Origin of the sequence: Streptomyces sp. NPDC057002, assembly GCF_042673825.1 — a bacterium.
Classification (GTDB): Bacteria; Actinomycetota; Actinomycetes; order Streptomycetales; family Streptomycetaceae; genus Streptomyces.
The window spans coordinates 594,550-621,125 of sequence record NZ_JBHURZ010000004.1 but is presented as its reverse complement, the minus strand read 5'-3'; the positions used below and the strand labels follow the sequence as shown (position 1 = coordinate 621,125).

General features: G+C 71.9%; 23 protein-coding genes and 1 tRNA gene. 12 read left to right on the top strand and 12 right to left on the bottom strand.

Features of this window, described 5'->3' with window-relative positions; translation table 11 throughout:
- Window positions 1-12: 12 nt before the first annotated feature.
- The 6 genes from pknB to ACFT32_RS22800 all read right to left on the bottom strand — a co-directional run bounded on the left by pknB (window position 13) and on the right by ACFT32_RS22800 (window position 8,262).
- Window positions 13-2,031, bottom strand: a complete 2,019-nt coding sequence (gene pknB, locus ACFT32_RS22825) for a Stk1 family PASTA domain-containing Ser/Thr kinase (RefSeq protein WP_382492116.1) — start codon at window positions 2,029-2,031, stop codon at window positions 13-15.
- Window positions 2,032-2,199: 168 nt separating this feature from the next.
- The gene (locus ACFT32_RS22820; protein ID WP_382492114.1) at window positions 2,200-3,678 is read right to left on the bottom strand and encodes a peptidoglycan D,D-transpeptidase FtsI family protein; all 1,479 of its coding nucleotides are present in this window, start codon (window positions 3,676-3,678) and stop codon (window positions 2,200-2,202) included.
- Entirely contained in the window at window positions 3,675-5,132 is a 1,458-nt protein-coding gene (locus tag ACFT32_RS22815) for an FtsW/RodA/SpoVE family cell cycle protein (protein ID WP_382492111.1), read from the bottom strand. Before ACFT32_RS22815 ends, ACFT32_RS22820 begins: the two co-directional genes overlap by 4 nt.
- Before the next feature lie 27 nt (window positions 5,133-5,159).
- Window positions 5,160-6,716 (bottom strand): Stp1/IreP family PP2C-type Ser/Thr phosphatase, encoded by a 1,557-nt coding sequence (locus ACFT32_RS22810; protein ID WP_382492108.1) that lies wholly within the window; start codon window positions 6,714-6,716, stop codon window positions 5,160-5,162.
- Window positions 6,717-6,854: 138 nt separating this feature from the next.
- Complete coding sequence (locus ACFT32_RS22805) at window positions 6,855-7,367, bottom strand: FHA domain-containing protein (RefSeq protein ID WP_382492105.1); 513 nt, start codon at window positions 7,365-7,367, stop codon at window positions 6,855-6,857.
- 10 nt (window positions 7,368-7,377) lie between these two features.
- Window positions 7,378-8,262, bottom strand: a complete 885-nt coding sequence (locus ACFT32_RS22800) for an FhaA domain-containing protein (protein WP_382492102.1) — start codon at window positions 8,260-8,262, stop codon at window positions 7,378-7,380.
- 474 nt (window positions 8,263-8,736) lie between these two features.
- On the opposite strand from ACFT32_RS22800, the gene ACFT32_RS22795 reads away from it, so the two are divergent.
- The 5 genes from ACFT32_RS22795 to ACFT32_RS22775 all read left to right on the top strand — a co-directional run bounded on the left by ACFT32_RS22795 (window position 8,737) and on the right by ACFT32_RS22775 (window position 12,910).
- A tRNA-Leu gene (locus ACFT32_RS22795) sits at window positions 8,737-8,820 on the top strand.
- Window positions 8,821-9,101: 281 nt separating this feature from the next.
- Complete coding sequence (locus tag ACFT32_RS22790; RefSeq protein ID WP_382492100.1) at window positions 9,102-10,040, top strand: ABC transporter ATP-binding protein; 939 nt, start codon at window positions 9,102-9,104, stop codon at window positions 10,038-10,040.
- Complete coding sequence (locus ACFT32_RS22785; protein WP_382492097.1) at window positions 10,040-10,879, top strand: ABC transporter permease; 840 nt, start codon at window positions 10,040-10,042, stop codon at window positions 10,877-10,879. Before ACFT32_RS22790 ends, ACFT32_RS22785 begins: the two co-directional genes overlap by 1 nt.
- Before the next feature lie 25 nt (window positions 10,880-10,904).
- Complete coding sequence (locus ACFT32_RS22780) at window positions 10,905-12,245, top strand: sensor histidine kinase (protein WP_382492095.1); 1,341 nt, start codon at window positions 10,905-10,907, stop codon at window positions 12,243-12,245.
- Window positions 12,242-12,910 (top strand): response regulator, encoded by a 669-nt coding sequence (locus ACFT32_RS22775; protein ID WP_382492092.1) that lies wholly within the window; start codon window positions 12,242-12,244, stop codon window positions 12,908-12,910. Before ACFT32_RS22780 ends, ACFT32_RS22775 begins: the two co-directional genes overlap by 4 nt.
- A 14-nt stretch (window positions 12,911-12,924) precedes the next feature.
- Here the strand turns inward: ACFT32_RS22775 and ACFT32_RS22770 are convergent, their stop codons facing one another.
- From ACFT32_RS22770 to ACFT32_RS22755, 4 genes are all read right to left on the bottom strand, one after another.
- Window positions 12,925-13,449 (bottom strand): winged helix-turn-helix transcriptional regulator, encoded by a 525-nt coding sequence (locus ACFT32_RS22770; protein WP_382492089.1) that lies wholly within the window; start codon window positions 13,447-13,449, stop codon window positions 12,925-12,927.
- 65 nt (window positions 13,450-13,514) lie between these two features.
- Window positions 13,515-15,965 carry an FtsX-like permease family protein gene (locus tag ACFT32_RS22765; protein WP_382492086.1) on the bottom strand — a complete coding sequence of 817 codons (2,451 nt, stop codon included), beginning with the start codon at window positions 15,963-15,965 and terminating at the stop codon, window positions 13,515-13,517.
- Window positions 15,959-16,288, bottom strand: a complete 330-nt coding sequence (locus ACFT32_RS22760) for a hypothetical protein (protein ID WP_382492084.1) — start codon at window positions 16,286-16,288, stop codon at window positions 15,959-15,961. The genes ACFT32_RS22765 and ACFT32_RS22760 overlap by 7 nt, the downstream gene beginning before the upstream one ends.
- Entirely contained in the window at window positions 16,285-17,007 is a 723-nt protein-coding gene (locus ACFT32_RS22755; protein ID WP_382492081.1) for an ABC transporter ATP-binding protein, read from the bottom strand. Before ACFT32_RS22755 ends, ACFT32_RS22760 begins: the two co-directional genes overlap by 4 nt.
- A gap of 159 nt (window positions 17,008-17,166) precedes the next feature.
- Between ACFT32_RS22755 and ACFT32_RS22750 the strand changes: the two genes are divergently transcribed.
- The 4 genes from ACFT32_RS22750 to ACFT32_RS22735 all read left to right on the top strand — a co-directional run bounded on the left by ACFT32_RS22750 (window position 17,167) and on the right by ACFT32_RS22735 (window position 21,297).
- Window positions 17,167-18,438, top strand: a complete 1,272-nt coding sequence (locus ACFT32_RS22750) for a sensor histidine kinase (protein WP_382492078.1) — start codon at window positions 17,167-17,169, stop codon at window positions 18,436-18,438.
- Window positions 18,439-18,450: 12 nt separating this feature from the next.
- Window positions 18,451-19,110: a response regulator gene (locus ACFT32_RS22745; RefSeq protein ID WP_382492746.1), complete on the top strand. Its 660-nt coding sequence runs from the start codon at window positions 18,451-18,453 to the stop codon at window positions 19,108-19,110.
- A 138-nt stretch (window positions 19,111-19,248) separates the two neighbouring features.
- On the top strand, window positions 19,249-19,920 hold the full coding sequence (locus ACFT32_RS22740) for a ScbR family autoregulator-binding transcription factor (RefSeq protein ID WP_382492075.1): 672 nt from the start codon (window positions 19,249-19,251) through the stop codon (window positions 19,918-19,920).
- 120 nt (window positions 19,921-20,040) lie between these two features.
- The gene (locus ACFT32_RS22735; protein ID WP_382492072.1) at window positions 20,041-21,297 is read left to right on the top strand and encodes a cytochrome P450; all 1,257 of its coding nucleotides are present in this window, start codon (window positions 20,041-20,043) and stop codon (window positions 21,295-21,297) included.
- 4 nt (window positions 21,298-21,301) lie between these two features.
- Here the strand turns inward: ACFT32_RS22735 and ACFT32_RS22730 are convergent, their stop codons facing one another.
- Window positions 21,302-22,225, bottom strand: a complete 924-nt coding sequence (locus ACFT32_RS22730) for an NAD-dependent epimerase/dehydratase family protein (protein ID WP_382492069.1) — start codon at window positions 22,223-22,225, stop codon at window positions 21,302-21,304.
- A complete protein-coding gene (locus ACFT32_RS22725) occupies window positions 22,222-23,238 on the bottom strand; it encodes a ScbA/BarX family gamma-butyrolactone biosynthesis protein (protein ID WP_382492067.1) in 1,017 nt (338 codons plus the stop codon). Before ACFT32_RS22725 ends, ACFT32_RS22730 begins: the two co-directional genes overlap by 4 nt.
- 170 nt (window positions 23,239-23,408) lie before the next feature.
- On the opposite strand from ACFT32_RS22725, the gene ACFT32_RS22720 reads away from it, so the two are divergent.
- The 3 genes from ACFT32_RS22720 (at window position 23,409) to ACFT32_RS22710 (ending at window position 26,568) form a co-directional block, all read left to right on the top strand.
- A complete protein-coding gene (locus tag ACFT32_RS22720) occupies window positions 23,409-24,065 on the top strand; it encodes a ScbR family autoregulator-binding transcription factor (protein ID WP_382492064.1) in 657 nt (218 codons plus the stop codon).
- Window positions 24,066-24,241: 176 nt separating this feature from the next.
- The gene (locus ACFT32_RS22715) at window positions 24,242-25,675 is read left to right on the top strand and encodes a DUF2252 domain-containing protein (protein ID WP_382492061.1); all 1,434 of its coding nucleotides are present in this window, start codon (window positions 24,242-24,244) and stop codon (window positions 25,673-25,675) included.
- A gap of 44 nt (window positions 25,676-25,719) precedes the next feature.
- Window positions 25,720-26,568, top strand: coding sequence for a hypothetical protein (locus ACFT32_RS22710; RefSeq protein ID WP_382492058.1), 849 nt, complete (start codon window positions 25,720-25,722; stop codon window positions 26,566-26,568).
- The last annotated feature ends 8 nt before the right edge of the window (window positions 26,569-26,576 follow it).

The following is a 26,576-nucleotide window of genomic DNA, read 5'->3' as shown; positions in this document are numbered from 1 at the left end:
ACGTCCCGGAGGTCAGTCCTCCTCGCGGCCGTTGAGGCCGCCGAAGATGCCGCCGTTGCCGTTGCCGCCGTTGTTGCCGCCTCCGACGCCGACGGTCTGGAGGGTGACCGTCGTGGCTGCCGGGTCGTCGACCTCCTGGTTGCCCTGGGGGTCCTGGCCGGCGACAAGGGCGGTGTCACTCTGGTCGCTGCCGTTCGCGAACTGGATGTTCGTGAAGCCGGCCTGCGCGAGCGTCTGCTTGGCCTGGCCGACCGTCTGGCCGACGACCTGCGGCACGCGCGCCTTCTGCTGTTCCTTCTTGCCGATCTGGATGTCGACCGACGAGTTCTTGTCGACGGAGGAGCCGGCCTGCGGTGTGGTCTGGATGACCTTGCCGACCTGGTTGTCGTCCTGGGTGTCCACCTCGGTGCAGTTGCCCACCAGGTTGTTGGCCGTCATCTGCGCCTTGGCCTGGTCACAGCTCTGGCCGAGGACGTCCGGGACGGTGGACTTCTCCTCCGCCTTGGCGATGGTGAGGGTGATGGTGGACCCCTTCTCCACCTCCTTGCCCAGGGGCGGGTTCTGCTCGAGGACGGTGCCGGGGTCCTCCGGGGACTCCTGCGACTTCGTCTCGACCTCGAACTGGTACTTGTCGCCCTTCAGCGTCGCCCTGGCGTCGTCGATGAGGTCGCCGACGACACTCGGCACCGCCACCTTCGGCGCACCGGTCGACACCACGAGGGAGATGGTGTCGCCCTTGGTGACGTCCCTTCCGGCCTTCGGGTCCTGGTCGCAGACGTTGCCCTTGGTCTGGTTCTCGCAGGGCTTCTTGGTGAAGGTCAGCTTCAGGTCGGCGTTGTTGGCGAGCTTGCTGGCGTTGTCTTGGGTCTCACCGACGAAGTTGGGTGCGGGGAGTGTGTCGTTGCCCGCGCCTCCGCTTCCGCTGAACGCCCAGCGCCCGATCAGGATCGCCCCGACCAGGACCAGGATGCCCGCCACCACCAGCAGGATCGTGGAGGTGTTGGACTTGCGCTGCTGCCCGCGGCGCCGGTCGGGGCGGTCGTCGTAGCCGTAGCCGCCGTCGTCCGGGTTCATGGGGGGCAGCATCGATGTGGCGCCCGCGCCGGAGTCCGCGCGCAGGGCCGTCGTCGGCTGGTCGTCGGGGTAACCGCCGTAGCCCACCGAGCCCATCGCGGCCGTGGCCGCGACCGGCTGGCCGTCGAGGCAGGCCTCGATGTCGGCGCGCATCTCGTCGGCCGACTGATAACGGTAGTCGGGGTCCTTGACGAGGGCCTTCAGCACGATCGCGTCCATCTCGGGCGTGATCTCGGGGTCGAAGACCGAGGGGGCCTGGGGCTCTTCCCGTACGTGCTGGTACGCGACGGCGACCGGGGAGTCGCCCACGAACGGCGGCCGGACCGTCAGCAGCTCGTACAGCAGACAGCCGGTGGAGTACAGGTCGGAGCGCGCGTCGACCTGCTCGCCCTTCGCCTGCTCCGGAGAGAGGTACTGGGCGGTGCCGATGACGGCCGAGGTCTGGGTCATCGTCATGCCGGAGTCGCCCATGGCGCGGGCGATGCCGAAGTCCATGACCTTGACCTGGCCGTTGCGCGTCAGCATGACGTTGGCCGGCTTGATGTCGCGGTGGACGATGCCGGCTCTGTGCGAGTACTCCAGGGCCTGGAGGATGCCGATGGTCATCTCCAGGGTCCGCTCCGGCAGCAGCTTGCGGCCGGAGTGAAGCAGCTCACGGAGCGTCGAGCCGTCCACGTACTCCATGACGATGTACGGGATCGACACGTTGTCGATGTAGTCCTCGCCCGTGTCGTAGACCGCGACGATCGCGGGATGGTTGAGCGAGGCGGCCGACTGGGCCTCCCGGCGGAACCGGGCCTGGAAGGAAGGGTCACGCGCGAGATCCGCGCGCAGCGTCTTCACCGCCACGGTGCGGCCGAGGCGGGTGTCATGCGCGAGGTAGACCTCCGCCATGCCACCACGCCCGAGCACCTGGCCCAGTTCGTACCGGCCGCCGAGGCGACGCGGCTCTTCCATAGCTACCTACCAGCCCTCTCCGTCGGTCCCGACCGGAAACTTGTACGGTCGGAGGCTGCCGTCCGGGCCTACCGTACCCGGCTCGCTTTGTGTGACCTGGCCAAGCCCGTCAGCCGATACAGGACCGGTATCGCAACGTGCACCGATGTGAAGCAGACGTGAGTGGGGTCACTTCTTGCTGTCGATGACCGCCTCCATCACGTTCCTCGCGATCGGCGCCGCGAGGCCGCCTCCGGAGATGTCGTCACGGACGGCGTTGTCGTCCTCGATCACCACGGCGACCGCCACCGGCGCCCCGCCGTCGTTGTCCTTGGCGTAGGAGATGAACCACGCGTAGGGGTTCTCGCTGTTGTCGACACCGTGCTGGGCGGTACCGGTCTTGCCGCCCACCTTGACGCCGTCGATCTTGGCGTTCGAGCCCGTGCCCTTGTCCACGACCGTCTCCATCATCGACTGGAGGATCTGGGCGTTCTCCGAGGACATCGGCTGGCTGTACTCCTCGGGCTCCGTCTGCTCGACGGTGTCGAGGCTCGGCGCCTGGAGCTTGTCCACCATGTACGGCTTCATGAGCTTGCCGTCGTTGGCGACGGCCGAGGCGACCATGGCCATCTGGAGCGGCGTCGAGGCGGTGTTGAACTGGCCGATGGAGGACAGCGCGACCTGCGACGGGTTCATGTCGTCCGAGAAGACCGAGGCGTTGGCGCGGACCGGGGTGAACTGCTCCTCGGTGAAGCCGAACTTCTTGGCCATCGCCAGCATCTTCTCGTTGCCGAGGTCGGAGCCGATCTTGCCGAAGACGGTGTTGCAGGAGTACTGGAGCGCCACCCGCAGGGTCGCGTCCTTGCAGGGGATGTTGCCCTCGTTCTTCAGCGGGGTCGTGGTGCCCGGCATGGTCCACGGCAGCGGCGTCTTCGTCTTCTGGTCCGCCTCCGTGTACAGCCCGTCCTCCAGCGCGGCGGCCGCGGTCAGCACCTTGAAGGTGGAGCCCGGCGGGTAGGTCTCGCGCAGCGCCCGGTTGAGCGTCGGGTCGTCGGGGTTGTTCTTCTTCTCCAGCTTCTGCCAGGCCTTGGTGTCCGTGGTCGTGGAGTTGCCCGCGAAGGACGACGGGTCGTACGAGGGGAAGGAGGCCAGCGCCAGGATCTTGCCCGTGGACGGCTCCAGCGCCACCACCGAGCCCTTGCCGCCCTGCTTCTTCAGGCCGTTGTACGCGGCCTTCTGTGCGGCGGCGTTCAGGGTCGTGACGACGTTGCCGCCCTGCTGCTTCTTGCCCGTGAGCATGTCGAGGGTGTTCCGGAAGAACAGCCGGTCGTCGTTGCCGGTGAGGATGCCGTCCTCGATGTTCTCCAACTGGGTGGCACCGAACGCCTGCGAGGCATAGCCCGTGACCGGCGCCCACATCGCGCCGTCCTGGTAGGTGCGCTTGAACTTGAAGTCGCTGCCCGAGGTTTCCTTGGAGCCGGTGATCGGCTTGCCGTCGACGATGATGTCGCCGCGCGGTGAGGCATAGCGCTCGATGGTTACGCGGCGGTTGTTCTTGTTGGTCCGCAGCTCGTCGGCCTGGACGTACTGGATCCAGTTGTCGCGGATCAGCAGGGCCAGCACGAGCAGGCCGCAGAAGATCGCGATCCGGCGCAGGGGCTTGTTCATGACGGGCGGACCACCTGGGTCATCTCGGCGTCGGGGTTGCTTGCCGGGGCGGGGGCCGGGCGGCGTGCGGTGTCGCTGATGCGCAGCAGGATGCCGATCAGGGCCCAGTTGGCGATCACGGAGGATCCGCCGTAGGCCACGAACGGCAGCGTCATACCGGTCAGCGGGATGAGACCCATCACACCGCCGGCCACGACGAAGACCTGGAGGCCGAAGGCACCGGACAGGCCGATGGCCAGCAGCTTGCCGAACGGGTCGCGGGCCGCGAGTGAGGTGCGCACGCCCCGCTCGATGATCAGGCCGTAGATCAGCAGGATCGCCATGACGCCCGCCAGACCCAGCTCCTCGCCGAAGGTCGCGAGGATGAAGTCGGAGTTGGCGGCGAAGCCGATGAGATCGGAGTTGCCCTGCCCGAGGCCGGTGCCGAGGGTGCCGCCCGAGCCGAAGGCCCACAGGGCCTGCATGGCCTGCTCGGAGTGGACGATGCCGTCCTGGACGCCGGCCCGGCTGAGCTCGAACTCGTGCAGCGGGTCGAGCCAGGCCTGCACACGGGTCTGGATGTGCGGTTCGAAGCTCGCCACACCGACGGCGCCGACCGCGGACATCAGCAGACCGAAGACGATCCAGCTGGTCCGCTCGGTGGCGACGTACAGCATGATGACGAACATCCCGAAGAACAGCAGGGATGTACCGAGGTCGGTCTCGAAGACCAGGATGAGGATCGACATCACCCAGACGACCAGGATCGGACCCAGGTCGCGGCCACGCGGCAGGTACAGGCCCATGAAGCGGCGGCTGGCCAGGGCCAGGGCGTCCCGCTTGACCATGAGGTAGCCGGCGAAGAAGACCGCGAGGGCGATCTTCGCGAACTCGCCGGGCTGGAGCGTGCCGAGGCCGGGGATCTTGATCCAGATCTTGGCGCCGTAGACGTTCGCGCCGAGGCCGGGCACGAGTGGCAGGACCAGCAGGAACAGCGCGCCCGCCATGGAGATGTACGTGTAGCGCTGCAGGACGCGGTGGTCCTTGAGGAAGATCAGCACGGCCACCAGCAGGGCGACGCCCATCGCGGAGTACAGCAGCTGGCGCGGTGCCGCCTCGACGAAGTTGGGGCTCGCCTGCAGCTTCTTCGACTGGTCCAGGCGCCAGATGGCGACCAGCCCGATGCCGTTCAGCAGCGTGGCCAGCGGCAGCATCAGCGGGTCCGCGTACGGGGCGAACTTCCGTACGACGAGATGGCCCACACCGGCCAGCAGACCGAGGCCCAGGCCGTAGCCCAGCAGGCCGGCGGGCACCTCGTCATTGATGGCCAGCCCGACATTGGCGTAGGCGAAGACCGGGATGACGACGGCGAACACCAGCAGCGCGAGTTCGGTGTTGCGCCGGCTCGGCGCACCGATCGCGCCGATCGTGGACGTGTGGTGCGTCGGCGAGTTCGACGTATTCGTACTGCTCATCGTGTGACAGGGCCTCTCACGGCTTGCCTACTGCTTACCGCACAGCGAGACGACCTTCTGCTCTTCCTCCGAGAGGCTGGGGCCGGGGCTGGGAGTGGGTGCGGTGTCGGTCGGGGGCGTGGACTTCTCAGGCGCCGACGGCGAGCCCGACGGGTTCGACGGGTTCGGCGTAGGTGTGGCCTTGGACGTGAAGGAGGCGGGAGTGGTTCCCGTGGTGCCCCCGGCCTCGCCTTCGCCGGTCTTGGAGTTGTTCCGGCTCTCGGTGTCGCGGCGCTGCGCTTCCTTCTTGCACGCGGACGCCTGCACCGACAGTTCCTGGATCTTCGACTGGGCGTTCTTCAGCCCGCCCTCGGCGATGGTCGCCTTGACCAGCTTCTGCTGGTAGGGCGGCAGGTACTTGAGTTCGATCTCGGGGTGGTCCTTCTCGACCTCCGACAGCGACACCCAGGCCAGATCCTGGCTGATGCCCCGGTACAGCGCGACGTGCTCGTCCTCGGCGCCGACGTAGTACTGCGTCTGCGTCCAGCGCCAGCCGCCGTACAGACCGCCGCCGATGACGGCCAGCGCGAGCGCGCCGTAGAAGGATCTCTTCAGCCACCGGCCCTTGCGGCGCGGCTTGACGAAGTCGTCGTCGCCGTAGTCCAGGCCGGTCGCCGGGATGTAGCCGGTGGTGTCGCCGGAGCCGGGCGGGCCGAACTCGCCTCCGCCGCCGTGCCCGTGCCCCTGGCGGCCGAGGCCGGAGGCGCGGCCGGCGGGGGTCTGCATGATGCCGTTGTTGTCGTGCAACTGGTGCTGGTTCTCGGCGACGGCGCCGACCACGACCGGGGTGTCGGAGAGCTGCCCCGCGAGGGTGTCGCCGGTGTCCAGGTCGAGGACGTCGGCGACGATCACGGTGATGTTGTCCGGGCCGCCGCCGCGCAGCGCCAGCTCGATCAGGTTCTGGACGGTCTCCTGAGGGCCCTGGTAGCTGGCGAGGGTGTCCTCCAGGGTCTGGTGGGACACCACGCCGGACAGGCCGTCGGAGCAGATCAGATAGCGGTCGCCGGCGCGGACCTCGCGGATGGACAGGTCCGGCTCGACATGGTCGCCGGAGCCGAGCGCCCGCATCAGCAGCGACCGCTGCGGGTGCGTCGTCGCCTCTTCCTCGGTGATGCGGCCCTCGTCGACCAGGCGCTGCACCCAGGTGTGGTCCTGCGTGATCTGCGTCAGGACGCCGTCGCGCAGGAGGTAGGCGCGGGAGTCGCCGACGTGGACGAGGCCGAGGCGCTGGCCCGTCCAGAGCAGGGCGGTCAGGGTGGTCCCCATGCCCTCCAGCTGGGGGTCCTCCTCGACCATGGAGCGCAGCTGGTCGTTGGCGCGCTGCACGGCGGTGCCGAGCGAGGTGAGGACGTCGGAGCCGGGGACGTCGTCGTCGAGCGCGACGATGGTGGAGATCGCCTCGGAGGAGGCGACCTCACCGGCCGCGGCGCCGCCCATGCCGTCGGCGATGGCGAGCAGGCGCGGGCCGGCGTACCCGGAGTCCTCGTTGCCCTCCCGGATCATCCCCTTGTGCGATCCGGCGGCGAAGCGCAGTGACAGACTCATGCGCACCTCGCCTGTCGGCTCCGGGTACAGCCGGTCGTGTCGAGCCACACTGCCCACCCTCCGGTCGGGAGCGCGCGGGGGCCAGGGGGGCCCGCCACCGCGTGCTCGCTCCGCTCGCGCTCATTCATTGGTGTAGCACTACTTCCGCAGCTCGATGACGGTCTTGCCGATGCGGATCGGCGCGCCCAGCGCAATCGGTGTGGGAGTCGTCAGCCGGTTTCGGTCCAGGTACGTGCCGTTGGTGGATCCGAGGTCCTCGACGATCCACTGGCCGTCGCGGTCCGGGTAGATCCTGGCATGACGGCTGGACGCGTAGTCGTCGTCCAGCACGATCGTCGAGTCGTGCGCCCTGCCAAGGGTGATGGTCTGGCCCTGGAGCGCGACCGTCGTGCCGGTGAGGGTGCCCTCGGTCACGACCAGCTTGGTGGGGGCGTTACGGCCGCGCCGTCCGCCGGCGGACTGCTGGCGCTGCTGCGGCGGCGCCTGGCGGGCGGCGGCCTGCTGCTGCCGGCCGGCCTCGCGGCGCGATCCGCGCTGTGTGACACGCGTACCGAACAGATCGCTGCGGATGACCTGCACGGCCACGATCACGAACAGCCACAGTACGGCCAGGAAACCCAGCCGCATGACCGTGAGGGTCAGCTCTGACATTGCCCCCGCTTCACCCTTCGGCTTGCCGGTAAATGATGGTGCTGCTGCCCACGACGATCCGCGAGCCGTCGCGGAGCGTAGCGCGGGTGGTGTGCTGCCCGTCCACCACGATGCCGTTGGTGGATCCGAGATCCTGGATCGTCGAGGGCGTTCCGGTCCGGATCTCGCAGTGCCGGCGGGAGACGCCGGGGTCGTCGATCCGCACGTCGGCCTCGGTGCTGCGACCCAGCACGAGCGTCGCGCGGGAGATCTGATGGCGTGTGCCGTTGATCTCGATCCAGTGGCGGGTACGTCCGCCGGCGGCCGGGGCGGCCGGGGCGGCAGGAGGCCGCTGGCCGCTCGCGGGCTGCGGATAGCCGTACCCGCCGGGGCGGCCGCCGGGCGGCGGCGCGGACGGCATGGGCGGTGCGCCCGCGGGCCCACCGGCGGCCGGCGGGTAGCCGTAGCCACCGCCGCCGCGTCCGCCCTGCGGGGCGGCGGGCGCGGCGGCGCCGCCTCCCGGGCCGTCCTGCTGGCTGCTGGAGGAGGCGAGCGTACGGCTGCGCACCCGGTACAGGCCGGTGTCGAGGTCGTCCGCCTTCTCCAGATGGACCTTGATCGGGCCCATGAAGGTGTAGCGCTGCTGCTTGGCGTAGTCGCGCACCATGCCGGCGAGCTCGTCGCCGAGCTGGCCGGAGTAGGGGCTGAGCCGCTCGAAGTCCGGCGTGCTCAGCTCGACGATGAAGTCGTTGGGCACGACCGTCCGGTCGCGGTTCCAGATGGTGGCGTTGTTGTCGCACTCGCGCTGGAGCGCTCCCGCGATCTCCACGGGCTGGACCTCGGACTTGAACACCTTGGCAAAGGTGCCGTTGACCAGACCTTCGAGACGCTGCTCGAACTTCTTCAGGACTCCCATGGGGCACCTCCTCCTTGGCTGCCGTCCTGTGTACTGCCCTGCGGGCCACTTGCCTGGTACTGCTTACTGATCGTATCCACGCGCCGGTCGATCGGCTGGTTCCCCCTGTCGGCCAGGCCGACGGGTGTCGACGCATGACGAAGTTCCCTGTGGAGCTCGTCTTCGAACTCCTCCGGTGGTACTGCTGCGCGTCACCGCCTCGCGTACCCCTGCCAAGGATCGTAGAGGCGGCCGTGGACCAGTGTCCCGCACCCGGCTGTGGACCCGGAACGCCTCCTGGGGAGACAAGGGGTACCGGTACGAGGTTGATACGTGAAGCAGTGCGTGTTGATACGTGGCCAGGGCATCGAAGGTTCGGAGGCGGGTCTGCCTGCGGGGAGAAGGGATGTGAACCCACCCCGTCCTGCGTGCTAATGTTCTGGGTGTCGGAAGGCGCCAGCCCGCAAGGGGCAGGAGCCCAGGACACACCCAAATGCGCGGGTGGCGGAATAGGCAGACGCGCTGGATTCAGGTTCCAGTGCCCGCAAGGGCGTGGGGGTTCAACTCCCCCCTCGCGCACAGAGAAAACCGATGAAACGGGTCTCTGCCGGTGACGGAAGTCACGGCAGAGGCCCGTTTCTCGTTTCCGTGAACCCTGTGAGGCATCGCACAGCCTGGTCAGGCCCCATGGCGAGCCTCGCGCGTGAGCTATCTCACGAGTGGTACCGCGGTACCACCCGGGCGCCGAAGAGTCGCCTCCGGTCCCAGGGCCGGGGCGGTCCCCGCTCCTAGCTTCGAAGTCAGACACCGCGGCGCGTCCGCGGGCCGGTCCGAGCACGAGGCAGGAAAGGCCCACTCCCATGATCGAAGCGCGTGAGCTGACGAAGCGCTACGGCGACAAGACGGTCGTCGACCAGCTGAGCTTCACCGTGAAGCCCGGTGAGGTGACCGGGTTCCTCGGCCCCAACGGTGCGGGCAAGTCCACGACGATGCGCATGATCGTCGGCCTGGACTCCCCGACCAGGGGCTCGGTCACCGTGGGCGGCAAGGCGTACGCCAGGCACGCCGCGCCCCTCCAGGAGATCGGCACCCTGCTGGAGGCCAAGTCCGTCCACCCCGGGCGCAGTGCGCGCAGCCATCTGATGGCGCTCGCGCACACCCACGGCATTCCGAGCCGCAGGGTGGACGAGGTCATCGAGCTGGCCGGGCTGACCAGCGTGGCAGGCAAGCGCGTCGGCTCCTTCTCGCTCGGCATGGGCCAGCGGCTCGGCATCGCCTCCGCCCTGCTCGGCGATCCGGCGATCGTCATGCTCGACGAACCGGTCAACGGCCTGGACCCCGAGGGCGTGCTGTGGGTGCGCAATCTGCTGCGCTCGCTTGCCGACGAGGGCCGGGCCGTGATGCTGTCCTCGCACCTGATGAGCGAGACCGCGCTGATCGCCGACCATCTGGTGATCATCGGACGGGGACGGCTGCTCGCCGACACGACCGTCGACGACTTCACCCGGGAGACCGGCGGGGGAGGCGTGAAGGTCTGCACCGACGAGGCCATGCGGCTGCGCTCGCTGCTGGCCGGACCGGACGTCACGATCAGCTCCTCCTCCGCCGAGGAACTGCTGGTCGCCGGGCGCGACGCCCGGGAGATCGGGGCGATCGCCGCGCAGCACGGGGTGGCGCTGTACGAACTCACCCCGCAGGCCGTCTCGCTGGAGGCGGCGTTCATGGACCTCACCCGGGATGTCGTGGAGTACCAGAGTGCTCCGGCCGACCCCGCCGGCTCGGAGCGGAAGGCCGCCTGATGACCGTCACCAGTCTCTCCTCCGCCCCTGCCCGCACGACGAAGTACAAGGTGACCGGCCTGCGCGTACTGCGCTCGGAATGGGCCAAGTTCTGGTCGCTGCGCTCCACCTGGATCACCCTGGGCGTCGCCGTCTTCCTGCTCGTCCTCTTCGGGGCGATCGCCGGCTACACCTACAGCCCCGACGCCGTCGCGACCGCCGGGCCGCCCGGCCCTGGCGGCTCCGGCGGTGACAGCGACGCGGTCGGCCTGGCCCTGACCGGAGTGTCCTTCGCACAGCTCGCCATCGGTGTCCTCGGGGTACTGCTGGCCGCGGGCGAGTACTCCACGGGCATGATCCGCTCGACCCTCGCCGCGGTACCGCGCCGCCTGCCCGTCCTGTGGTCCAAGGCGGCCGTGATCGGGCCCGTCGCCCTGATCCTCACCACCCTCGGCGCGCTGGCCGCGTTCCAGCTGGGCACTCCCGGCCTGGACGGCGAGAGGATCGCGCTCTCCCTCGGTGACGACGGTGTGCTGCGCAGCCTGGCCGGTGCCGGTGTGTACCTCGGCCTGGTGGGCGTGTTCGGCGTGGCCCTGGGTGTGCTGATCCGCTCCTCCGCCGGTGCCATCGCGGCCCTCGTCGGGATCCTGCTCGTGCTGCCCGGTCTGGCCTCGCTGCTGCCCGACTCCTGGTACGACACGCTCAGCCCCTACTTCCCCAGCAACGCCGGGTCCGCCGTCTACGCCCTGCACGAGTCCTCCGGGTCCCTCTCACCGGGCGCGGGGCTCGCGGTCTTCGCCGGCTGGGTGGCGATCACCCTCGTCGGTGCGGCGTCGCGGCTCCGCAGGACCGACGCCTGACCAGGGCACGAGGACAATGGTGTCCATGAGCGCGGAACGCGCGGCGGCCGCCGCGGACACCGCCCGGGGGGCGGCGTCCCCCGCCTCCGGGTTCGACGCCGGCCTGGCCCACCCGGTCCTGGGGCGGATGTGGCGCGGCCGGCAGGACCGGCAGCGGCTGGACCGCCGCCATCCGTGGCTGCTGGACACGGCGGTGGTGCTGTTCGTCGTGCTGATCAGCCTGCCCGACCTGCTCGCCGACCGCAGCCACGGTCCCTTCGGGGAAGCGGTGCACCGGGGTGAGCTGCCGTCCGGGGTCCTGTACCTCTTCACCGCCGCCCTCATCGTGCCGCTGTGGTGGCGGCGCAGGGCCCCGGCCGTCACCTTCTTCGTGATCGCGTTCGTGTCGCTCGTCCAGTGGTCGTTCGGGGTGTGGCAGCAGGCCGGCATCAGCACCCTCGTCGCCCTGTACTCCCTGGCCCTGCACGGGTCGTTGCGGGCACTGGGCTGGGCCGCCGCGGTCACGGTCGTCGAGACGACGGTGGCGGTCTGCGTCCTGGTGGACGTCGGGAACCCGCTGCGCGGCCTGTTCTTCCTGCTGGGCACGGCGACGGCGGCCATGGCCGTCGGACTGACCCTGCGGATCCGCCGGATGTATCTGGCGGCGCTGGAGGACCGTGCCCGGCGACTGGAGGTCGAGCGGGACCAGCGCGTCCGGCTCACCGCCGCCGCCGAACGCGCCCGGGTCGCCCGCGAGATGCATGACATCGTCGGCCACAACCTCTCGGTCATGGTCACGGTCGCCGACGGCGCCGCGACGCTCGCCGCCCACCGGAACGAGCAGTCCACCGAGGCCCTGCGCGTCCTCGGCGACACCGGCCGCCAGGCCATGAGCGAACTGCGCCGCATGCTGGGCGTCCTGCGCGAGGAGCAGGAGGACGAGCGGTTGCTCGGCCCGCAGCCCGGCATCCGGGATCTCGACCCCCTGCTCGCCCGGGTCCGCGCGGCCGGGGTGGCGGTGACGTACCGGACCGTGGGCGACCTGGACGCGCTGGGCGACGGGGTGCAGCTGACCGTGTACCGCATCGTCCAGGAATCGCTGACCAACACCCTCAAGCACGCCGGGACCGGCACGTCCGCCGAGGTCACCCTCGCCGTCGAGGCGGGCGAGGTACGGGTCCGGGTGGCCGACGCCGGCGCACCGCCGGGGGCACCCCCACGGGAGAAGACGGCGACCAGGGACGACGGCCCCGGCCACGGCCTGGTCGGCATCCGCCAGCGGGCCGCCATGTACGGCGGGAGCGTCATCATCGGACCGCGCGACACCGGCCACGGCTGGCTCGTGGACGTCGTGCTCGACGTACCACCGGGAGAACGACTGCCATGACCACCGTCCTCGTCGCCGACGACCAGCCCTTGCAGCGCATGGGCGTCCGCATGCTCCTGCAGGGCACGCCGGGCCTGGAACCCCTGGGTGAGGCCGGGCACGGCGCCGAGGCCGTGCGCATGGCCGCCGAGCTCCGTCCCGACGTGGTCCTCATGGACGTCCGCATGCCCGGCATGGACGGTATCGAGGCCACCCGCCGCATCGTCGCGTCCGGCGGCCGCACCCGCGTCCTCATCGTGACCACCTTCGACCTGGACGAGTACGCCTACGAGGGGCTGCGGGCCGGTGCCAGCGGATTCCTGCTCAAGGACGCGCGCCCCGAGGAACTCGTCGCCGGCATCCACGCGGTCGCGACCGGTGACGCCGTCGTGGCCCCGCGCCTGACCCGGCGTCTGCTGGACGCCTACGCCCACCAGGTCCTGGCACCGGCCGACGCCCCCGCACCCCAGGACCCCCGGCTCCGGGCCCTCAGCGACCGCGAACGCGAGGTGCTGGTGGCCATCGGGCAGGGCTGGACCAACACGGAGATCGCCGAACGGCTCGTGCTCAGCGAGTCCACGGTGAAGAAGCACGTCGGACGGGTCCTCGCCAAGATCGGGGCACGCGACCGGATCCAGGCCGTGATCACCGCCTACGACGCCGGGCTGGTCAGGGCGAAGTCCTAGGTTGCGGACACGACCTAGACCCGGCGGTCCCCCAGGGTCCGTCCCGGGGCGAAGCGCTCCTGGACGGCGGGGTCGTCCAGGAGGCGGGGCGGGTAGCCGGGGCCGGTGCGGGCGGTCAGGTCCTGGTGGTGCAGGGCCTCGCCGCAGGAGGAGCAGACGACCCGGGCCTCGGTGTCGTGGTCGCAGGACGTGTGGCGCAGGACGACCGGGGCGCCCTCGTCGCCGGCCAGCCAGCGGTCGCCCCAGGCGTTGATCGCGGCGAGGACGCCGAAGAAGTCACGGCCCTTGTCCGTCAGCAGATACTCGTGGCGCACCGGGTCGGTCTGGTAGGCGCGCCGCCGCAGGAGGCCCTCGGACTCCAGGCGGCGCAGCCGGTCGGTGAGGGTGTTGCGGGCGATGCCGAGCGAGCCGATGAAGCCGTCGAAGCGGGACTCGCCGTAGAAGACCTCGCGCAGCACCAGCAGGGTCCAGGCGTCGCCCAGGATGTCGGCGGTGCGGGCGATCGAGCAGGGCCAGGTGTCGAACGAGGTCCGTCGCATGGGCCCCACTTTATTGCTCTCCTGGTTGTTGGTCTCATGATGAGATCCACCGGCGGCTCGCCGCATCACTCCCGTACGCCTGCCAGTTCCACCGGGCGGCGGCGCAGGGCGAGGGCTGCGGGGAGTGTCGCGGAGAGGACGGCCAGGAGCGCGCAGGCGGCCGCTGTCGTGCCGAGGGCCTGCCACGGGAGGGTGAGGGCGGGCCGGACCGAGAGCAGCGCGAGGGCGCTCCACATGCCGGCCAGGTTGACGACGGCGGCCAGGAGGCCGAGGAGGGTGCCGGCCGTGACGACCGTCAGGGCCTCGGCGCCGGTCAGCCGCAGGACCTGCCACCTGGTGGCGCCGGTAAGCCGCAGTACGGCCAGGTCGCGGATCCTGTCGGAGGTGGCCATGACGGTGGTGTTGGCCACGGAGATGCCCGTGTAGAGGAGGGCGATGCCGAGGACGAGCAGAAGGCCCAGGCGGGTGGTGCGGTTGGTGCCGGGGGCGGTGGCGGTGAGCCATTCCTGCCGGGTGAGGACCTGTCCGTTCCCGGTGCCGGCCGCCTGGCGCAGGGCGGTGGCGACGGTGCCCGGGTCCGCGCCGTCGGCCAGGGCCACGTCGACACGGTCGGCCGTGGCGCCCGGGGCGTTGCGCGGGGTGACGTAGACGCCGTTGTCGCCGGTGCCGGTGGTCATCACCGCGGCGATCCGCAGGGTCCGCGGTGTGCCGTCGCCGAGCCACACCCGGACCCGCTCGCCGACCCGGTGCCGCTGCCACTCCTCGTTGACGATGATCGAGTCGTCGTCGAGAGCGGTCGTGCTGCCCGCGGTGAGCGGAAGGCGTGCGGTGGCCGCGAGGAGGCCGGGGGTCGCGGCGCGGGCCTCGGAGCGGACGAGGGCCACGCCGTCCTCCAGGACGTGGACGGCCGTCGTGGACGTCGGTGACACCTCGGCTCCCGGTACTGCTCGCAGTCTGCGGAGGGTGGCGGCGTCGAAGGCCGTCCCGGCCGCCGGGGTGACGACGAAGGCCGCGGTGGTGCGCTCCCTCGCCTCGGTGGACTTCGCCCCGTCGAGGGTCGCGGTGGCGCCGAGCAGGGAACCCGCGAGGGCGACCGTGACCAGCACGGGGGCAGCGAGCGCGGCGCTGCGGCGTACCCCGGCGGCGGTGTTCTCGCGGACGAGGAGGCCGCCGGCACCGGGCAGGAGGGAAGGCAGCCAGGTCAGCAGCCGGGTCAGGGGGCGCAGGACGAGCGGTGCCAGCAGGGCGGTCGCGGTGATCAGCAGCATCGGGCGGCTGATGTACGTCTTGCGCTGGAGGAGGTCGCCCGGGGCATCGGTCAGGGCGAGGGCCAGCGTCACGGCGGCCGTCAGGAGGAGGGCCGTGCCGAACAGCAGTCGGCCGGGCGTCAGTGTCGCGCTGTCCGCCGAGGCCTCGCGCAGGGCTTCGGTGGGGCCGGTGCGGCCGGCCCGCCACGAGGCCGCGGTCGCTCCGCACAGGGCCACGAGCAGGCCGGTCCAGAACGCCGCGTGGTACGGCCAGGTGTGGTCGCCGATGGTGAACCAGGCCGGTGCGAGGCCCTCGGCGGCCACCCGGCCGGCCAGCAGCGGTGCCCCGTAGGAGCCGAGGGCGCAGCCGGCGGCCGAGGCGAGGGCGCCGACGGCGAGGGCCTCGACGAGGACGGTCCGGCGGATCTGGCCCGGGGTCGCCCCGGCGGTGCGCAGCAGGGCGAACTCCCGGCGCCGCTGGGCGACCGCGAAGGCGAAGGTCGACGCCACGACGAAGACCGACACGAAGGCGGTGACGCCGCCGGCCGTGCCGAACAGGGCGTTCATCGCGGTGAGCGCTTCGCTGTCCCGGTCGGGATCGGCGTCGGCGAGGCGGCGCGCGTTCCCGGTGAGGACCTGGGCGCCGGCGCCCACGGCCTTCCGTACGGCTGCCGGATCCGCCGTGACCGCCAGCTGGTGGACCGGAGGGGACAGTTCGGCGGCTCGGGCGTCGGTGAAGAACACGGCGTTCTCGAAGCCGCGCGAGGTCAGGGTGCCGACGACGCGTACGGTGCCCCGGTCGGTGCGGAGCTCCTGGCCGGGGCGGGCCCAGTCGCCGGTGACGGCTGCCTCGCCGGCGGTGCGGGGGGCGCGGCCGGTGGCGAGGTCGTAGGGGGCGAACGCGGCGGTGGACCAGGGGTGGCCGACGAGGTCGTCAGGGCCGCCCGCGGCGCGTACGGCGAAGGAGCGGTCCGCCACGACGGGGCCGAGTTTCCGCACCTCCGCGACTGTCGCGGCGGACAGCGGGCGCGGGTGGGCGAGCCGGGACGTGCGGTCGCCGATCGGGGTCGGTACGCGCAGGGTGTCCTGGCCCTTGACGACGACCGGGGCGGCGGCGAAGCGTTCGGGGCCGCGCTCCGGGGCGGCGGCCGAGGAGGCCAGGGCCAGTCCCATCACCGTGAGCAGGGCCACGCCCAGCGAGAGCGCGACGAAGCTGCCGGTGAAGGTGACCCAACGGGTGCGCAGGGTGCGCAGGGTGACGCTCAGCACGGCAGGGCCTCCGGGCGGGGTGTGCGGGTGGCGGTGGCCTTCGGGTGGGGTGTTGTGCGGGTGGTGGTCTTCGGGCGGCGCGTACGGGCGGTGGCGGCCTTTGGGCGAGGCGGGTGCGTGGCGGCGGCCTTCGGGCGGGGCGCGTGTGCGGCGGCGGCCCCCGGGCGGGGCGGGTGTGCGGTGGTGGCCTTCGGGCGGGGCGCGTGCGTGGCGGCGGCCTTCGGGCGGGGCGCGTGCGTGGCGGCGGCCTTCGGGCGGGGCGTGTGCGCCACGGTGGTCTTCAGGCCGGTCATGCGTACGGCGGCGGCTTGCGGGCGGGTCATGCGCACGGCGCGGCCTCCAGGCGGGTCATGTGGGCCGCGACGGTCTCGGCGTCCGGGGCGGTCAGCTCGCCGTGGACGCGGCCGTCGGCGAGGAAGAGGACGCGGTCGGCGTACGCGGCGGCGACCGGGTCGTGCGTGACCATGACGACCGTCTGGCCCTCGCGGTCGACCATGCCGCGCAGCAGCTCCAGCACCTCACGTCCGGTCCGGGTGTCCAGGGCACCGGTCGGCTCGTCGCCGAACAGCACCTCGGGGCGGGTGATCAACGCCCGTGCCAGGGCGACACGTTGCTGCTGGCCGCCGGAGAGCTGGGAAGGCCGGTGCCGGGCCCGGTCGGCGAGGCCGACCTGCTGGAGTGCCTGGCGCACCCGGGCCTTCGGGACGCGGCGGCCCGCCAGGCGCAGGGGCAGGGCCACGTTCTGCTCGGCCGTCAGCGAGGGCAGCAGGTTGAACGCCTGGAAGACGAACCCGACGCGCTCGCGGCGCAGCAGGGTCAGCCGCCGTTCGCTCAGGCCGGTCAGTTCCGTGCCGCCGACGGTGACCGAGCCGGAGGTGGGCCGGTCCAGGCCCGCGGCGCACTGGAGCAGGGTGGACTTGCCGGAGCCGGAGGGGCCCATGACGGCGGTGAAGGTCCCGTAGGGGAACGAGAGCGACACCCCGTCGAGTGCGGTGACGGCTCCGTACGTCCTGGTGACCGAGTCGAGCTGGATGGCGTTCATGTCCCTGCCTCACGTCGATTGACCGGGCTCCAACGACATCGCGCGGAGGCGGGCCGGCGCAGTGCGGCAGGGCCTAGACCTGGGGTAGGGCCAGGCATACCCCCGGGCCTCCGCCTGAGCCCATGGCAGGGCCCTCGACCGGCTTCTACGGTGATCCCCATGCACCCTCGGAACGTGTGGCAGGCCCTGTCCCGCCCCGGCTACTTGCTGTCGGCGTGGCCCTGGCGCTCGGCCGGCTACCTGCTCACCGGCGCGGTGACCGGTGTCGTCGTGCTCGTGGGGATCGTGCTGTCGGCGGCGGCGGGCGGGGTGCTCGCGCTCGTGCTGGTGGGGCTGCCACTGCTCCTGTGCACGGTCCTGGCGGGCATCCCGGTGGCGGCGCTGGAACGGCTGCGGCTGCGGCTGGTCGACCCGGACCCCGCGCCCGACCCGCACGAGCCGCCGGGTGACCCGGGCCTGCGGGCCTGGCTGACGACCCGGGTGCGGGAACGGGCCACCTGGCGGGAGTTCGGCCACGCCCTGCTGTTCGCGGGGCTGCTGTGGCCGGTCGACGCCCTCGCGCTCGCCCTCGGCCTGTTGTGCCCGCTGACCGTGGTCGCCACCCCGGTGCTCCTGGCCGCCTTCGGTGAGGCGAAGGTGCTGAAGGTGTGGCTCGTCACCGGCTGGCCGGCGGCCTTCGGGTTCGCCCTGCTGGGGCTGGTGCTCCTGGCCCTGGGCGCCTATCTGCTGGGTGTCGTGGCCGGGGCCCGGGCCGGGCTGACGCGGCTGCTGATCGCGCCGCGCGAGGCCGACCTGGGGGCCAGGGTGGTCGAACTGGCGCGGTCCCGGGTGCGGTTGGTGGACGCCTTCGAGGCGGAACGGCGGCGTATCGAGCGCGACCTGCACGACGGGGCGCAGCAGCGGCTCGTCGCCCTGACGATGACGCTCGGCCTGGCCCGGCTCGACGCGCCGCCCGGCCCGCTGGCCGACCAGCTCGCCAAGGCCCACGAGGAGGCGGGCACGGCCCTGGCGGAACTGCGCGAGCTCATCCACGGCATCCACCCCAAGGTCCTCGCCGACTACGGTCTCGAGGCCGCCGTCGCCGACGCCGCCGACCGCTCGGCCGTGCCCGTGGACGTCGATCTGGAGCTGACCGGGCGGCTCTCCCAGGCGGTCGAGGCCGCCGCCTACTTCGTGGTGTGCGAGGCGCTCGCCAACGTGGGCCGGCACAGCGGGGCGAGCCGGGCTCAGGTGAGCGGCGGGCACCGCGACGGCCGGCTGTTCCTCCTGGTCCGCGACGACGGCCGCGGGGGTGCGCGGGCCGGTGCGGGCAGCGGGCTGACCGGACTCGCCGACCGGGTGTCGGTGCTCGATGGCAGACTCTCCCTGTCCAGCCCGCCCGGCGGACCGACCCTGCTGCGTGTGGAGATCCCCTGTGACCCTGCGAGTTGACCGGCCGTGACGCTGCGAGCCGCCCGGCCGCTGCGTGTGGTCCTGGCCGAGGACAGCGTGCTGCTGCGGGACGGGCTCGTCGGGCTGCTCGGCCGCTGCGGACACGAGGTCGTCGCCGCGGTGGGGGACGCCGAGGCGCTGGTCGCGGCCGTCGAGGAGCACGCGCCCGACGTGGTCGTGACGGACGTACGGATGCCGCCCGGCTTCCAGGACGAGGGCCTGCACGCGGCCGTGCGGCTGCGCGGGGAGCGGCCCACGCTGCCCGTCCTGGTCCTCAGCCAGTACGTGCAGCGCCGCTACGCCGCCGAGCTGCTGGACTCCGGTGACGGCACGGGCGTCGGCTATCTGCTGAAGGACCGTGTCGGCCAGGTCGAGGAGTTCGTCGAGGCGCTCGGCGAGGTGGCCGACGGCGGCACCGTCGTCGACCCCGAGGTCGTACGGCAGTTGCTGCGCCGCCGCCGTGACCCGCTGGAGCGGCTCACCCCGCGCGAGCGTGAGGTGCTGGCGCTGATCGCGCAGGGCAGATCCAACAGCGCGATCGCCCGTGAACTGGTCGTCTCCGAAGCGGCCGTGGGCAAACACATCTCCGGCATCCTCATGAAGCTCGACCTGCCCCCGGCGGACGAGACCCACCGCCGGGTGCTGGCGGTGCTGGCGTTTCTGAGGGCCTAGGGCGGCCCGGTCCGCGGGCAGGAGGCGCCCCCAAGGCCCTTGTGTCGTACGCGCGTTGTATAAAACCAGCGAGTTGGTTTCATCGCGCCGCCATCAGAGCCCCTCAGCCGCCATCAGAGCCCTCCATGGGAGCCACCGGTGACCAAACAGGACCGGGCCGTCCGGACCCGTCTCGCGCTGATCCGGTCGGCGGCCGGGCAGTTCGAGGCACGGGGATACGTCCAGGCCAACCTGGCGGAGATCAGCGCGGGGGCCGGGGTCAGCTCCGGAGCGCTGCACTTCCACTTCGCGAACAAGGCGGCTGTCGCCGAGGCCGTCGAGCACGCGGCCGCCCGTGCCTTGCGCCGGGCGGCTGCCCGGGGCCGCGACGGCGAGGGCAGTGCCCTGCAGCGCCTGGTGGACGTCACGCACCAGGTCGCCCGGCTGCTGTGCGCCGACAGCGTGGTGCGGGCGGGGTTACGGCTGAACGCCGAGGCGGCCGCCGGGCGGGTGCGTGATCTGCGCCAGGAGTGGCGGGACTGCGTGGACGGCCTGCTCGCCGAGGCGGAGCGCGAGGGCGAACTCGCCGCCGGTGTGCCGCCGCACCGCACCGGCGCCGTCGTGCTCGCCGCCACGACCGGCATCGAGGTGCTGGCCCGCGAGGACCACGGCCGGCTCGCCCGCCCCTCGCTGACCGATCTGTGGCGGCTGCTCCTGCCCTGTGTGGCCGCGCCGCACCTGGACGGAGTGCTGGATCCGGCGGGGACCGGTCCGGACCCCGTGGATCCCGGCCACGCGGAGACGTGTCTGTCCCTGGCCAACACTCTGTGAAGCAGTGGCCAAAACAAACCGGATGCCAAGTTTTTTCCGTGGCCGAATCGCACCATGGTTCCCCAGCCCCAGCCCCAGCCCCACCCCAGCCCCAACCCCGGGACCAAGGAGCGAAGTGTCATGGCACAGCAGGCCTGCCCCTTCCTGACGATCGACCCGTCAGGCCAGGACCTCTACGGCGAGATAGCCCGGATCCGCGACCAGGGCCCGGCCGTCGAAGTGGAACTCCCCGGCGGCGTCCGGGCGTGGTGGATCAACGGCCTGGAGCTGAACAAGCGGCTCCTGGCCGGCCCCGAGACGAGCAAGGACGCATTTCAGCACTGGCCGGCCTGGATCAACGGGGACATCTCCCGCACCTGGCCGCTCGCGATCTGGGTCTCGGTGCGCAACATGGTCACCGCCTACGGCACCGACCACAGCCGGCTGCGCAAGCCGATGGCCGCCGCCTTCACCAAGCGGCGCGTCGACGCGCTGCTCCCGCGCGTCCAGGAGATCGTCGACCGGGCGCTGGACGACCTGGAGCGGATCCCAAAGGGCGAGGTCGTCGACCTGCGGGCGGCGTTCGCGGCGTCGGTTCCGCACGAGGTGGTGTGCGAACTCTTCGGCGTACCGGCCGGCGAGGACGGTCCGCGCGCTGTCCTCCACCGCATCATCGGCCGCTTCTTCGACACGGCGATCTCCCTGGAGGACGCCCAGGCCAACGGGGTCGAGCTGTACACCACCCTCACCGCGTTCCTCCAGGACAAGCGCGAGCACCCGGCCGACGACCTGACGACGGCCCTCATCGCCGCCCGCGACGAAGGCGGCCTCAGCGAACAGGAGTTGATGGACAACCTGATCCTGCTGCTCACCGCGGGCTTCGAGACGACCGTCAACCTCATCGACAACACCGTGCACAGCCTGCTCGCCCACCCCGGCCAGCTCGAACTGGTCCGCTCCGGGCGGGCGACCTGGGAGGACGCCCTCGAGGAGTCGCTGCGCCTCGAAGCGCCGGGCGCCATGTCGGGCCTGCGCTACGCCGTCGAGGACATCGAGATCGAACCGGGTCTGACGATCCCGAAGGGCGACCCGCTCGTGGTCTCCTTCGCCGGTGCCGGACGCGACCCCGAGCGGCACGGCCCGGACGCCGAGCGGTTCGACATCACCCGTGCCACCAGCCGCGACCATGTGTCCTTCGGCCACGGCGTGCACCACTGCCTCGGCCGGCCGCTGGCCATGGCCGAGGCGACGGCGGCCCTGACGTCCCTGTTCGACCGCTTCCCGCGACTGGCCCTGGCCGACCCGTCCCGCCCGCCGAAGCGGCTGCGCTCCATCATCTCGACGGGGCACGAGGAACTGCCCGTACTGCTGCACGGCCACCGTCTCGAAGAGGCGTAGACGCTCAGGAAGCCGTCCGGTCTCCGAGGAACGAGCGGTACCACGGTGCCGCCCGAGTGAAGGCCGCCGCGAAGCCCTCGCCGGGTGAGCAGTCGAGGTCCTTCCAGAAGGCGTCGTCCACGAACCAGTGGTCGACCGTGAGCATGCCGAGGTGATGAAGGGCGAGCGGTGTCCCGGCGGCCCGGTCCAGGGCGGTGGCGACGTCCACCGGGGCACCTGTGCCGGGCACCTCCAACCGCGCGCTCACAGCCCCGAGCAGGTCCGGAACCGCGACAGGCTCGGGGTGGTTGACGTGGTGCACACCGCCGCCGTGCGCCGGGGACAGGGCCGCGGCCGCCACCGCACGGCCCAGGGTGCCGACGTCGATCATCGACTGGAGCGCCGCGCAGCCGGTCAGGGTCGCCGACAACTCGCCCAGCAGCCACACCAGTCCGGGGACGACCCAGCGGTCGCCCTCGCCGTAGACGAGGTGCGGCCGCAGCACCAGGCCGCCCGCGTCGAGGACGTGCCGTTCGGCGGCGGCCCGGGTGCGGCTGGTGGCCGACGCGGGCGCGATCGGCACCTCCCCGGGGCGTACGCCGCGGAAGGGGCCCCGGCCGTACACGGCGGCCGTGCTCACGTACACGATCCGGCCCACCCCGGAGCGCACGGCCTCCTCGACCAGGGCCCGTGTGCCCAGGTCGTTGACGGCCTCGACGGTCTCGGCGTCGCCGCTGATCCGGGTGGCGCAGTGCACCAGGACGTCGGTGCCCGCGCAGACGCCGCGCAGGGAGGCCGGGTCGGCGAGGTCGCCGTGGACGGATTCGGGACCGGGTGGTGTCCGCCTGGACAACCGCCGTACGCGCACGCCGGGCTGCCGGTCGGCGGAGGCGGCCACCTGGCTGCCGACGAAGCCGCTCGCGCCCGTGATCAGAAGGTTGGCCGTCACGACAGCGACCGTACCCGGGCGGGCCGTGCGGAGGTCAGCGTGGCGGTGAAGACGGACTCGCCGTCCTGCCGCCCGGAGACCCGTACGGTCACCTCCTCCGGGTCCGTGCCGAGCACCTCGGTCTCCAGCCGGCAGGGGCTGTGCAGCTCGGCGTACCGGGCGAAGGTGGCCGTCATCGCGCGGGGCAGGAAGGGGTGCAGGCCGGTCGCGGCGGTCGCGGCCTGGCGGGCCGCCTCGAACAGGGCCATGCCCGGCACATGGTCGTTGGGGCGGGGGAAGAGGACCGGGTGGCGGGTGTCCACGCGCAGCAGCCAGACACCGGGGCGGTCGCCGGGGGCGAGGACGACATCCTCGGCGCGGGAGCGGCCGGCGAGCTCGGGCGCGATGCCCTCCAGCAGCGGCACCGGAGTCTCCAGGGCCGCCAGCTGCCGCTCGCGCATACGGCGGTAGGCGAGCGGCGAGGTGCAGCCGGTGCTGCCGGTGCCGCGGGCGACGAAGCGTCCCGCGCGGCGGAACTCCATCGTGGTCCGCATGCTGCTCAGGCCGCGACCGCGGCGGCGTACCTCGGAGCACACGACGTCGATGTCGACCGGTTCGGCGGCGTCCGACAGCGGGAGCGCCGACGGGTCGGCCCAGACCGTCAGGTCCCACATCACGAAGTGGGTGTCGGCCGGGGCGCCGTACTCGGCGTGTGCGAGCACCATCGAGGCCTGCCGCAACGTTTCGCCCACGACCATCGGGTCCTGGTGGCGGTCGTCCACGGGGCCGAAGAAGGGGTGGGCGGCCGGCCAGTGCGCGGTGAAGCGGAAGCGGCCGTCGGATATTCGGCGCCACCGGGTGGGGAAGACGTCGGCGGCGGTGGTGCGGTGGGCGAGGCCGGTGGTGACGGCGGTGTGGGGCCCGCGCCCGGCTTGTGGCGCGTTCTCGACGGCCGCAACGGTTCTGTTTGCCGGACGGGCCTCGCGTCCGGTCTGATCGTCCGTGGGTGCGCTTAAAGGCCCTGTCTGCGGCATGAGAACCCCCAGGATCGGCTGCCTGGCTGCGGTCGGTTTGACTTGGACGTTTGACTAAGATACGGACGAGCCGGTTTTTTTCAAAGGGTGAGCCAAGCCGCCGGGACAGGCCCTCGAGCCCCCGCTGCACAGTGACTTCACAGGGATCGACGGAGATCAGGAGGCACCCGATGGCGCGACAGGAGCGCGCGATCCGCACCCGGCGGACCATCCTGGAGGCGGCGGCGGCCGTCTTCGACGAACGCGGCTACACCTCGGCGACCATCGGAGAGATCCTGGACCGGGCGGGCGTCACCAAGGGCGCGCTGTACTTCCACTTCGGCTCCAAGGAGGAGCTCGCGATCGGAGTGTTCGAGGAACAGCTCGCGATCACCCTCCCGCCGCAGTCCAGCAAACTCCAGGAACTCGTCGATTCCGGTCTGGTGCTGGCCCGCCGGCTGCGGTCCGAGCCGCTGGTGCGGGCCAGTGTGGGGCTCGCCCTCGACCAGGGGGCCATGGACCTCGACCGCACACAGGCCTTCGGGATGTGGTTCGACCAGAACGTGCAGCGGCTGGCCGAGGCCAAGGCACAGGGCGAACTGCTGCAGCATGTCGACGTGGCGGAGACGGCCGAACTGCTGGTCGGCAGCTTCTCGGGGGTGCAGCTGCTCTCCCAGCTGCGCTGCCAGCGGCGGGATCTGGAACGCCGTGTCGTCGTGATGTTCGAGCACTTCCTGCCGAGCATCTGCGTGCCCGCGGTGCTGGCCCGGCTCGACGTATCGGTGGAGCGGGCGGAGCGGGTGCTGGCCGAGGGGGCGGACGAGCAGGCGCTTCCCGCTCCCGCATGAGTTGTCCACAGCTGTGGAGTTCTCCACAGGGCCTGACGCGTTTCGGCCGCCCGGTTGTACGGTCGGCACGAGTTGATGTTGGCGCGTGGGCTTCGTACGTGAGCGTTCGTACGTGAGCGTTCGTACGCGGGCGCTCGTACGTGGGCGTTCGTACGGTGGTGGGGGAGGCGGTTGGGATGACCAGGGCTGGTGTGGGGACCGAGGGCATGGCGGCGGACGGGACGGACCGCCGGCTGCCCCGGGTGCGCGGCTTCGCCGACTGGCCGGCCGAGGGCTCGCCCAAGGACGAGGGCAAGGCCCTGCGCAAGGGGATCCCGCGCGGCGCGCACTCCCTGCTCGACCTGGACGCGTCCCGGCCCGACGCGGTGAGCGCGGTCGAGGAGTCGGGCCGCGGCCGGCTCCCCGAGCTCACCCCCATCCGGGTCGGCCGCATGGCCGCCACCCCGTTCGCGTTCCTGCGCGGCGCGGCGGGCCTCATGGCCTACGACCTGGCGCGCACCCCCATGACCCGGATCCGGGCCCAGATCTGCGGTGACGCCCACGCGGCCAATTTCGGCCTGTACGCCGACGCGCGCGGCGGCCTCGTCATCGATCTGAACGACTTCGACGAAACGGTGCACGGCCCCTGGGAATGGGACCTCAAGCGCCTCGCGGCCTCCCTGGTGCTCGCGGGCCGGGAGGCCGGCGCGGACGAGGACCGGTGCCGCAAGGCGGCCTACGACGCGGTGGGCGCCTACCGCCGCACCATGCGGCTGCTGGCCAAGCTCCCGGTGCTGGACGCGTGGAACGCGATCGCGGACGAGGAGCTCGTCTCCCACACGGACGCCCATGACCTGCTCGGCACGCTGGAGCGGGTCTCCGAGAAGGCCCGCCACAACACGAGCGGCCGTTTCGCGGCCAAGTCGACGGAGGCCACGCGGAGCGGAGGGCGCCGGTTCGTCGACGCCCCGCCGGTGCTGCGGCGCGTCCCGGACGCGGAGGCGGCGGCGGTGGCCGCGTCCCTGGAGGAGTACGTCGGCACCCTGCCGGAGGACCGTCTCCCGCTCCTCGCCCGGCACGCGGTGCACGACGTGGCGTTCCGGGTCGTCGGCACCGGCAGCGTCGGCACCCGGTCCTATGTCGTACTGCTCCTGGACCACCGGGGCGAGCCGCTGGTGCTCCAGGTGAAGGAGGCGCGTGCCTCGGCGCTGGTGCCGCATCTGGTGACGGCCGGTTTCGAGGCGCCGGAGCCCGTGCACGAGGGCCGGCGGGTCGTGCTGGGCCAGAAGCGGATGCAGGTCGTCAGCGACATCCTGCTGGGCTGGACGACGGTCGACGGGTTCCCCTTCCAGGTCCGCCAGTTCCGCAACCGCAAGGGCAGCGTGGATCCGGCCGCGCTGGCCGCCGACCAGATAGACGACTACGGCCGGATGACCGGCGCGCTCCTGGCCCGGGCGCACGCCCACAGCGCCGATCCCCGCCTCATCGCCGGGTACTGCGGCAAGAACGAGGAACTGGACGAGGCGATGGCGGGATTCGCCGTGGCCTACGCGGACCGGACCGAGGCGGATCACGCGGATCTGGTGGCGGGGGTGCGGGCGGGGAAGGTCGCCGCGGAGACGGGGGTGTGATCCTCGGGGCGAGGCGCTGCCCAGGTGTGGCCTAGGCTGGTCGGGTGACGACCCCGGAAGCTGAGCAGGGCGGTGGCGGCGCCGATGAGGAACGGGTGACGCCCGAAGGCGACGCGGCCCGGCCCGAGGAGCGGCTCGAGCGGGCCGTGCGGGCCGCCGAGCAGGCGTTGATCGAGTACGAGATCGCGGTGGAGACCTTCCGCGTCGAGGTCGAGAACTTCTCCCGGCTGCACGAACAGAAGCTCGGTCCGCTGTACGCCCGGCTCGAGGACCTGGACGCCCGGATCCTCGAGGCCAGGGCCGCTCGCAGCGGCGACCCCGACGATCTGCGGCGCGCGGAGGAGGCCAGGTCGCGGCTGGCGCCGATCCCGGGCGTCGAGGAGCTGCTGCACGGCTGGATGGACGACAGCGGCCTGTTCCCGGAGGCCGTGGCGATGCTCACGGACCAGGCGGTCCGGCCCCCGCAGCGGGTCCGCCCCAGCGAGGAGGCCCGCAAGCTCTACCGGGACCTGGCCCGCAAGGCGCACCCGGACCTGGCTCAGGAGGAGACGGAGCGCGAGCGGCGCGAGGAGTTCATCACCCGGGTCAACGCCGCCTACGCCCGCGGCGACGCGGCGGAGCTGCGCGAGCTCGCCGAGGAGTGGGCCAAGGGGCCCGAGCTGAAGCGGGGCCCGAGCCGCGCCGAGGAGCTCTACAACCGCCTGGAGTGGCTCGCCCAGCGCAAGGAACTGCTCGCCCTGCTCGCCAAGGAGCTGGAGGAGAGCGCCATCGGCCACATGCTCCAGCTGGCCCCGGACGACCCGGACCGGCTTCTGGACGAGATCGGGCAGCAGCTGCGCACCCAGGTCACCGAGCGGGAGACGGAGCTGGCCACGCTGCTCGGCGAGGGCTGAGCCGCGTC

Coding starts and splice junctions, on each gene's coding strand:
- ACFT32_RS22780 (WP_382492095.1), top strand. CDS start 10,905: ATGAGCGCGGAACGCGCGGCGGCCGCCGCGGACACCGCCCGGGGGGCG.
- ACFT32_RS22720 (WP_382492064.1), top strand. CDS start 23,409: ATGGCGCGACAGGAGCGCGCGATCCGCACCCGGCGGACCATCCTGGAG.
- ACFT32_RS22715 (WP_382492061.1), top strand. CDS start 24,242: ATGACCAGGGCTGGTGTGGGGACCGAGGGCATGGCGGCGGACGGGACG.
- ACFT32_RS22785 (WP_382492097.1), top strand. CDS start 10,040: ATGACCGTCACCAGTCTCTCCTCCGCCCCTGCCCGCACGACGAAGTAC.
- ACFT32_RS22820 (WP_382492114.1), bottom strand. CDS start 3,678: ATGAACAAGCCCCTGCGCCGGATCGCGATCTTCTGCGGCCTGCTCGTG.
- ACFT32_RS22755 (WP_382492081.1), bottom strand. CDS start 17,007: ATGAACGCCATCCAGCTCGACTCGGTCACCAGGACGTACGGAGCCGTC.
- ACFT32_RS22790 (WP_382492100.1), top strand. CDS start 9,102: ATGATCGAAGCGCGTGAGCTGACGAAGCGCTACGGCGACAAGACGGTC.
- ACFT32_RS22805 (WP_382492105.1), bottom strand. CDS start 7,367: ATGTCAGAGCTGACCCTCACGGTCATGCGGCTGGGTTTCCTGGCCGTA.
- pknB (WP_382492116.1), bottom strand. CDS start 2,031: ATGGAAGAGCCGCGTCGCCTCGGCGGCCGGTACGAACTGGGCCAGGTG.
- ACFT32_RS22775 (WP_382492092.1), top strand. CDS start 12,242: ATGACCACCGTCCTCGTCGCCGACGACCAGCCCTTGCAGCGCATGGGC.
- ACFT32_RS22760 (WP_382492084.1), bottom strand. CDS start 16,288: ATGACCCGCCCGCAAGCCGCCGCCGTACGCATGACCGGCCTGAAGACC.
- ACFT32_RS22725 (WP_382492067.1), bottom strand. CDS start 23,238: ATGCCGCAGACAGGGCCTTTAAGCGCACCCACGGACGATCAGACCGGA.
- ACFT32_RS22770 (WP_382492089.1), bottom strand. CDS start 13,449: ATGCGACGGACCTCGTTCGACACCTGGCCCTGCTCGATCGCCCGCACC.
- ACFT32_RS22815 (WP_382492111.1), bottom strand. CDS start 5,132: ATGAGCAGTACGAATACGTCGAACTCGCCGACGCACCACACGTCCACG.
- ACFT32_RS22810 (WP_382492108.1), bottom strand. CDS start 6,716: ATGAGTCTGTCACTGCGCTTCGCCGCCGGATCGCACAAGGGGATGATC.
- ACFT32_RS22750 (WP_382492078.1), top strand. CDS start 17,167: ATGCACCCTCGGAACGTGTGGCAGGCCCTGTCCCGCCCCGGCTACTTG.
- ACFT32_RS22735 (WP_382492072.1), top strand. CDS start 20,041: ATGGCACAGCAGGCCTGCCCCTTCCTGACGATCGACCCGTCAGGCCAG.
- ACFT32_RS22800 (WP_382492102.1), bottom strand. CDS start 8,262: ATGGGAGTCCTGAAGAAGTTCGAGCAGCGTCTCGAAGGTCTGGTCAAC.